The sequence below is a fragment of the Lutimaribacter marinistellae genome, assembly GCF_042648365.1.
Taxonomy (GTDB): Bacteria; Pseudomonadota; Alphaproteobacteria; order Rhodobacterales; family Rhodobacteraceae; genus Lutimaribacter_A; species Lutimaribacter_A marinistellae.
Genome location: NZ_JBHRXI010000012.1, coordinates 217,936 through 225,394 on the forward strand (window position 1 = coordinate 217,936; position 7,459 = coordinate 225,394).

Genomic DNA, 7,459 nt, shown 5'->3' on the forward strand with positions numbered 1-7,459 from the left:
AAGGCTCCTTTCAAGGCGGGACGCATCCCGACAGTTCCGGGGCCTGACGATGTGGAGAGGGAGCTTCCAACACAGACATGTTTCGGTCGTTCCGCTGCTCCGGCCAAAGCCAGACACAATTTTGCCAGCTCAAAGAGCCGACATCGAAACGTCCCGACACATCTTGCATCCTGGACGCTCGAACCGTGCCGTGGCTCGGAGGCGATGTCAATTGCTGAGGGTCATATGGCGACGATGGAGCTGCTACCACCGCCGGAGCCGGGTCGAGTCAAAGATGAACTGCATCAAGCTGCTCGGCGAATCCCTAATGGTCCGAGACTTCGAGCGCCAGATCGCCGAGTTGCAGGTTCGTATCGCCGTGGTCAACGGCTACACCGCCCTTGGCATACCTTTCACAGTGGCTGTAGAATAAATCTGTCCGAGGAAAGGGAAACCGCGGTCAGACCCGGATTTTAGCAACAGCGCCACTTGGCCATAGAATGTTAGTATAGTGGTCTTGAACAAGCCATCGTTGGGGATTGTTGAAAAATGAATTATCAGTCATTTAGTTTAATAGATCTCCCGAATGAAATTTCCATTTTGATTGAATTGCCGTTTGATATGGCAGGAAATGACGTTGTAGAGGTCACTCAGGCGTACGGTGGAAGTACAAGTCATTTTGGATCGTTGTACTATTCGCTTGATTTCTCGTCTATCACGCGGCAGTTGCCAGGTCTGCCAAATGCGCAAGTTGTCTTGGACGCCGATAATATATTGACTTCGCAAACCGAAATGGCGTATGGAGATGGTCGCTATGTTGGTGAGCCAGATCGAGTTGGAGCCTTAGATTATCACAACTTCGGAAACTTCATAACTTTTGAAGGCGGTGGCGTTTATGCCACTTTAATGCATCTCGAAAATGGATCGGTTAGCGATTACATCGACGGTACCACGAACTTTTTGACGACAAGTAATACAGGAGGTGATTGGGGTAATCACGTTCATGTGAGTTATGGTGCTGATATAATTCAGCCGTTTGGCTCTTGGGTAACGATCGCTGATGCATCAGAAGGAACAGGACGTTCCGTTGTTAAATTTGACACCGCCCTTGGTATTTTGAGAGAAGGTGCCGTAACATTCGGCTCTTTTGGTATTCTGGCTAATTCGAATCAGGCGGTTGACTTTTTGGCGGATGGCCAGCCAATCGAGCACAATGTATTCCTCATGGGTTCGCAAGATGGTACTTCCGCCTTTGGAGATAACTTTGACAATATTCTTTCGGGAAATCGGGGCGACAACACCATTGCTGGTCTCGGTGGTGCCGACGCTATCTGGGGCGGCGGAGGTAATGATGAGATCTATGGTGAGGGAGACAACACCGACACAGACAACGATACGGTTTCTCCCGGCGACACGATTTTTGGTGGTGGCGGAAAAGACACAATCTATGGAGGGTCGCAGGGAGACTGGATTCACGGCGACAGCGGAGAGTACCGGCTGTGGCTCACACTGGCCAGCTCGTTTGACCGCAGCTATGGATTGTTGCATCTGTCGACCTTCGACGACCGCGTTGTGACTGGTGGACCGATCGATTTTCGATACGAAAGTCCACTAGCCGCAGTCGCAGATGTTGGTGACGATCTTCGCGGCGACTCGGGCAACGATACGATTTTTGGCGGTGCCGGGAACGACACCATTTATGGCGGTACGGGTAACGACATAATCTTCGGCGGTGAAGACAATGATGCCTTGTTTGGAGAACAAGGCAACGACATTTTCATTGGCGGAAGCGGCGTGGATACAGCGTATTTCGAGTCTTTGTCTCAGGTGGGCGTTTCCTTTTCTTTCACACGAAGTGTCGTCGATGGCCTCGAACGCGTCGAAGTTGAGCAGACGTCCACGGCGCTGTCTTTCGGTGCTCAAGACAACGGAACCGATATACTCTATGGCGTAGAGACGATTAGTTTTGGTGGAACTGTTTTTTACGATGTCGCTAGACTTCCGGATACTCTGAACTTTGTTGATCTGCCAATCGATTTTCCTGGAATACATTCTCAATCTACTACCGCATTCGCATCAGTTGATAGTGACCCAATTTGGATCAACATTGCTAATGCTGAAGAAGGATACGAACTGACCGCGCCAATAGCAGGATCATCGTCGTCGCTTGCTATGGTCGGTATGACAAGCGGGAATCGGATCGACTTCCACTCTGATCAGGTCTACGCAACGGTCGATGGTGTAACATACCAAACCCTTCAAAGTGCCCTTACCCCGACGGTTGCCAACCCAGATGACCACGGTGATACTCGCGGCACAGCAACTCTTGTCTCCGACCTTGATGGCACAGCGGTGCGCGGTGAAATCGGGGTGTCTGGCGATGAGGACTACTTCCGGTTTGATACTCAGTCAGGACGGATCTACGCGGTCGTCGCGACACCTGATTACAGCGGGGTCGACCCGGAAATCAGGGTCTACAACGCATCCGGTCAGCTCATGGCATCCAATGCCGATCTAGGTGGGGGGCCAAGCGCGGGACTTTCGTTCACTGCGAATGGCGGGACCTTCTACGTCGAGATTTCGGGCGAGAATGGCACCACCGGCGACTACGGTATCGGTGTTTCTTTGATCGGTGACGGTTCCGGCGAAACCGCTCCAAGCGATGCCTCTGAACCTGACGCTGGCATAGATACGACGACCCGAACCGTCACCCACGAAGGAGACGAAGGCGACAATACCTGGCTGTTCTCCAGTTCGTCCTCAACGGAAGTTTTCATTGCCATGTACGGTGGCGACGACAGAGCCATTACAGGGCAGCGCGACGACATAGTCTTGGGTGGAGCGGGAGAAGATACAATCGAAACCAACGCCGGAAATGATACGATTGGCGGCGGAGATGATGATGATACCATCGAGGGTGGTGATGGAAATGACGGTATCGCAGGGGGGCGCGACAACGACTCTATCAAAGGTGATGATGGCGACGACACTATTGCTGGTGAGCATGGTCGGGATACACTACGGGGTGGTGACGATGATGACGTGATTTCCGGTGGTGATGACGACGACCGGATCGACGGCGATGCAGGTCACGATGGAATATTGGGCGACGATGGTGACGATGACATAGATGGTGGTACCGGCAACGACACCATTTACGGCGGAGATGACAACGACACAATCGACGGAGAAAGCGGGGGCGATGTTCTCTACGGAGGGCGCGGTCGTGATTTCATCTGGGGTGGTGAGGACGCCGACCGAATAGACGGCGGCGATGGCGATGATGAGTTGCTCGGCGAGGATGGAAACGACAATATTTCCGGCGGTGCTGATGATGACACCATTCGGCCAGGTGCAGGGGACGACATTATCGATGGAGATGGTGGTCGTGATACTCTGAGCTACAAGGCCATGAATGGCGGTGCCACCATCGATATGACGACGGAAAGAGCCTACGGTGCCGAGATTGGTTTCGACATATTCGACAGCATGGACCACATCATCGGAACAAATGGGAATGACCTCATTATCGGTGATGGTGATGACAACCAGCTCTATGGTCTTAGCGGACAGGACACCATTACCGGAGGTGCGGGCAATGATGAGATCGACGGCGGCTCGTCGACAGACACAGCGGTCTTCTTCGGAAACAGGGCCGACTACACGATAACGGCTTCTACGAATCCGGACTTTGACCTCCAGATCATCGACAACAGAACTGGGTCTCCAGACGGGACTGACCTGCTTAATTCAATCGCGTTTCTGCAGTTCGCCGATGTCAGCATACGTGACGATGATGCGCTTTCATCAGCCCCGATCGCTATCGACGACTCTTTCGAAGTTTCAAGCGACGCTCCAGCGATACTCGATGTTCTGGCGAATGATACGGACCCAGACGGTAATACGCTGTCTGTTTCAGAGATTGTTTCGCAACCTGCGTCTGGGCTCGCTTATATTGTTAACAATCGAATTGTATTTGACCCCAAAGCTGAGTTCACCGGAGAGAATGAAGAAGCCGTTAACCTGATTTATCAAATTTCTGATGGAACCGGCTGGATAGATGAAGCTACGGTGGCGCTTGTGGTTGATAAAAAACCGAATATCGACCTCGCCCTCGCAGATTGGACTATGACTTCAATCGATCTTGAAGAAATGTTTCCTGGGGAAGCTGGAACGTTTTATCTTACTCTTGGCAACTACGGCACTGACTCGGCCCCCGCGGGCAATCACGTCAGTATTGTCCTTTCTTCTGATCGTGATGTTTCACACGACGATATAATATTAACGAGCGTTGCCTTTGGCGCGCTTGCTGGCGGCGGTCAGGAAACTGTAAACTCCCTTCAGTTCACAATCCCAACGAGTATCGTTCCCGGCACCTATAATATCGGTTACGTCGTTGATATCAATGACGCCATTTCTGAGACGAACGAAAGCAACAACGTCACTTGGCTTAACCACTCCACTGAAATTGTTGCACGAGAAAGTTTGCCTGACGTAAGCGCATCCAACTTGAATGTTGTAATGCGCACGGATGGCAGTAAACTTTTTGATGCGAGGTTTGAAGTCACAAACAACGGCCCAGATCTGCCTTACGGGACCGCCGTCGCGCTCCGTCTGTCTGAAGACCAGACTATTTATTGGGAAGGCGACTATTTTCTTGGATCTGTTGGCACAGGTGAATTAGCATATGGTGAAACGGTCCAGCTTGAAATCTCCGGAGTCGATTTGGATTGGGTCCGGAACTACGGGACGTTCAATCCAGGTACTCATTACTTTGCCGTAGAAGCTGATTACAGCAACTCTCTGGCAGAGTCGGACGAACAAAACAACATCTCCAATTTGGTGCCTATCGCGCTTGCGCCACCGGGAATTGGGGGTGACGTATTCGCTGAGACCGGCACTCTTACCATGAGCCAAAACACCCAGTCGGTGACGCTGCACCGCAGCTATATAAACCCCGTCGTCGTTGCGTTCGTAGCGACGGAAAATGGAAGCCAGCCGGTAAACGTCAGAGTTTCGGATGTCAGCAGCAACGAACTGACGTTGCAATTGCAGGAGCCCAATTATCTCGACGGGTCCCATTTCAACGAGACCGTGAACTACATGGTGGTCGAGGCCGGCTCTTGGGTTCTGCCGGATGGGACGCTGATCGAAGCAGGAACGCTGAACAGCAACCAGCTGTCCTCGCAGGGCTTTGAAAACGTCGCTTTTGATTCCGAGTTCGATAGCAAGCCGATCATTCTCAGCCAGGTTCAGTCTTTCAACGGCAGCGATTTCGTCACCACGCGTCAACGCAATGCCGATGCGGATGGCTTCCAAGTGACGATGCAGGAGGAAGAGGCTGGTAACTCCGGCAGCCATTTCTCGGAGAGTCTTGGCTGGGTCGCCATCGAGGCTGGCAGTGGGAGCACTGGCGGGATCGAATGGCTAGCTGGCCGTTTTTCGGGCGTTAACGACGCTACAACAACCGTACCGCTTGGGGCTACCCTTGCAGGTGGGGCCAACGTCATCGCGGGTGTGTCGAGCTATGCCGGCAGCGACCCGGCCTGGGCACGAGGCAACGGCAGTACCGCGACTAGCTTCGATGTGTCGGTCGAAGAAGACGGTAGTGACGACCCCGAGACGGAGCATGTCCCAGAACAGATTGACTACTTCGCTTTCGACGGCACTGGAACATTGTCCGCGGCGCGCTTGCAGCACCTGCTCGAAACCGGCACCCTGTCACTCAGCACCACTCAGCAAACGGTTAACCTGCAGCGCAGTTACGAGAACCCGGTTGTTGTTGCCTTCGTCGCGACCGAGAACGGCAACCAACCTGTGAACGTTCGCGTCATTGATGTCAGCGGCAGCAGCCTGACCATGCAACTGCAAGAGCCGAATTATCTGGACGGGTCTCACTTTAACGAAACTGTGAACTACATGGTCGTCGAGGCGGGGAGTTGGGTCCTGCCGGACGGCACGATCCTGGAAGCCGGAACGTTGGACAGCAGCCGTTTGTCCAGCCAGGGGTTCAACGCGGTTTCATTCGATGCGGAGTTCGAGACCGCACCGGTCATTCTCAGCCAGGTCCAGACATTCAACGGCGGAGATTTCGTCACCACGCGTCAGCGGAACGCCGACGCGGATGGCTTCCAACTGACGATGCAGGAAGAGGAAGCGAACAACGACGGCGCCCATTTCGTCGAGACCCTCGGCTGGGTGGCAATCGAGCCTGGCAGCGGCACTGCGGGGGGCATTGATTGGTTGGCAGGGCGTAGCTCGGGCGTGACCGACGCTACTGCGACAGTTTCTCTGGCTTCTGCCATGTCGGGCGTGGCGAATGTCATCGCCGGGGTCTCGTCTTACGTTGGCAACGACCCGGCCTGGGCGCGGGGCAGTGGCAGCAGCCCTAACAGTTTCAACGTTTCGGTAGAGGAAGACACGAGCCAGGATTCCGAAACCGAGCATCTGCCGGAAACAGTTGACTATTTCGCATTTGATGGCGCGGGAACCCTGTTGGCAACCCGTCTGGTAAACCTGCTCGACAATGACGATGTGATCCGGGTCGGGGATGGACCTGACAACCTGAGTGGCGGCAGGGGTAACGATACGATCCGGAGTGGCGACGGCAACGACACGATCGAAGGTGGCAGTGGCGAAGACGACCTGCGCGGGGGCGATGGCGACGACGTGATCAATGGCGGCTCCTTTGCCGATACCATCCGGGCGGGAAGTGGTAATGATACCGTCGCTGGCGGCGACGGGCTGGACGTCGTCTACCTTCAGGCCGGAAACGATGTCTTCAACGACAACGCTCAGAACAACCAGTTTGGTCATGACCTTGTCTATGGCTGGACTGGGCAGGACACGATCCTCGCCAGGGGCGGCAATGACACGATCTGGGCCGGACAGGATGCCGACAGCGTCGAGGGCGGGATCGGCGACGACCAGATCCACGGTGGCAGCCACGGCGACACGATCAAGGCCGGCGGCGGTGACGACACGGTGTGGGGCGATGACGGCCCGGACGTGATCTATCTCCAGGCCGGAGCGGATACCTTCATCGACAACGACCAGGAAGGGGCCTTCGGTCAAGACCTCGTCTATGGCTGGATCGGTCAGGACACGATCCTCGCCAAGGGCGGCAACGACACGATTTGGGCCGGGCAGGATGCCGACAGCGTCGAGGGCGGGATCGGCGATGACCAGATCCACGGTGGCAGCTTTGGTGACACGATCAAGGCGGGCGGCGGTGACGACACGGTCTGGGGCGATGACGGACCCGATGTGATCTATCTTCAGGCCGGTGCGGACACCTTCATCGACAACGACCAGGAAGGGGCCTTCGGTCAAGACCTGATCTATGGCTGGACCGGGCAGGACACGATCCTCGCGAAGGGCGGCAATGACACGATCTGGGCCGGGCAGGATGCCGACAGCGTCGAGGGCGGGATCGGCGACGACCAGATCCACGGCGGCAGTTATGGCGACACGATCAAGG

1 protein-coding gene and 1 pseudogene are annotated in these 7,459 nt (G+C 54.8%); both read left to right on the forward strand.

The window, feature by feature from the left end:
• Positions 1-217 precede the first annotated feature (217 nt).
• Positions 218-412: pseudogene (locus ACFORG_RS13430) on the forward strand (IS5/IS1182 family transposase); the annotation flags it as partial.
• Between the two features lie 116 nt (positions 413-528).
• On the forward strand, positions 529-7,459 hold a 6,931-nt coding region (locus ACFORG_RS13435; RefSeq protein ID WP_386736040.1), incomplete at its 3' end, for an Ig-like domain-containing protein.